This is a genomic window from Acidisphaera sp. S103, assembly GCF_009765975.1.
Taxonomy (GTDB): Bacteria; Pseudomonadota; Alphaproteobacteria; order Acetobacterales; family Acetobacteraceae; genus Rhodopila.
In genome coordinates, this window is the sequence record NZ_LMUJ01000076.1 from 84,766 (window position 1) to 86,016 (window position 1,251).

Below are 1,251 nucleotides of genomic sequence, written 5' to 3' on the forward strand. Positions count from 1 at the left end.
CCGCGCATCGGGTCGCCGTTGTCGGCCTGGCGCGCATCGCCGTCGAAACCGCCTGCCTCGACGCGATACGCCTTGTGCAACGATCGCTCGGGCTGTCGGCATTCCGGCAGGGCAACCCGGTCGAACTGATATGCCGCGATCTGGCCACCTACCTGCGTCAGCCGGCGCCCGATGAGGTGTTGACCGAGGCCGCGGTGTGGTTCGCCAACCATCCGACGGCATCGATATGACCACGCCCGCGGACTTGCGGGACAACCCGGCGGGAACCGGTGCCGAGCATCCACGTTCACGAGGGTGGTTCGACCTATTTCCGCAAAGGAACACGAACATGCCTCGCGGCGACAAATCCGCTTACACCGGCAAGCAGACCCGGCAGGCTGAGCATATCGAGGAAAGTTACGAAAAACGAGGCGTCTCGGAAGGTGAAGCCGAACGGCGCGCCTGGGCCACCGTGAACAAGGAAACCGGCGGCGGCAAGCGCAGCGGCAGCGGCCGGGGCAAGCCGGTCAACACCGCACCGTCCCGCAAGGGCGGAAAGCTGGGTGGCAAGGCCGCTGCCTCTCGCCCCGCATCCGCCCGTTCGGCGTCCGCCAAGAAGGCGGCGGCAACCCGCAAACGGAAGGCGGGATAAAATTGCGTTACCGAACCCACTTTGGCGCCGCATCACGTTCATGCGCGCCGAGGAACCGGCAAGCGAAACGGCCGTTTGGCCTGCGTTAGTCGATTCCGCTCGCAGAAAGCAACGCGATGGCAGCCATCTTCCGGCCGACGGCGAATATCGCTGCGCAGGTCGTCATGGTCGGGTTGGGTGTGCTGATCGTGGGTGCGGCCGGCTGGTGGTGGGCATGGCCGCGGATGGACTATGTGCGGCACAGGACTTGGACCGTGGAGCAACCGGTGCCGTTCAGTCATCAGCATCACGTCGCTGGCCTGGGCATCGACTGCCGCTTCTGCCACGTAACGGTTGAAACCGCCGCGGACGCCGGCCTGCCGCCAACCTATACCTGCATGACCTGCCACTCGCAGGTTTGGACCAACGCCGCCATCCTCGCGCCGGTGCGGGACAGCCTGGCGAACAACACGCCGATCATCTGGCATCGTGTGACCGACCTTCCCGATTACGTGTATTTCAACCACGAAATCCACATCGCCAAGGGCGTTGGCTGCCAGAGTTGCCACGGCCATATCCAGGACATGGCGCTGACACGGAAGGCACGCACCCTGACGATGGGGTTCTGCCTGAGCTGTCAT

At 64.7% G+C, this 1,251-nt stretch carries 2 protein-coding genes and 1 pseudogene; all 3 read left to right on the forward strand.

Features of this window, described 5'->3' with window-relative positions:
- Nucleotides 1–230: pseudogene (locus tag GSQ89_RS26335) on the forward strand (hypothetical protein); the annotation flags it as partial.
- A 98-nt stretch (nucleotides 231–328) separates the two neighbouring features.
- Nucleotides 329–631, forward strand: a complete 303-nt coding sequence (locus GSQ89_RS26340; protein ID WP_158930865.1) for a plasmid stabilization protein — start codon at nucleotides 329–331, stop codon at nucleotides 629–631.
- 116 nt (nucleotides 632–747) lie between these two features.
- On the forward strand, nucleotides 748–1,251 hold a 504-nt coding region (locus tag GSQ89_RS26345; RefSeq protein WP_254073379.1), incomplete at its 3' end, for a cytochrome c3 family protein.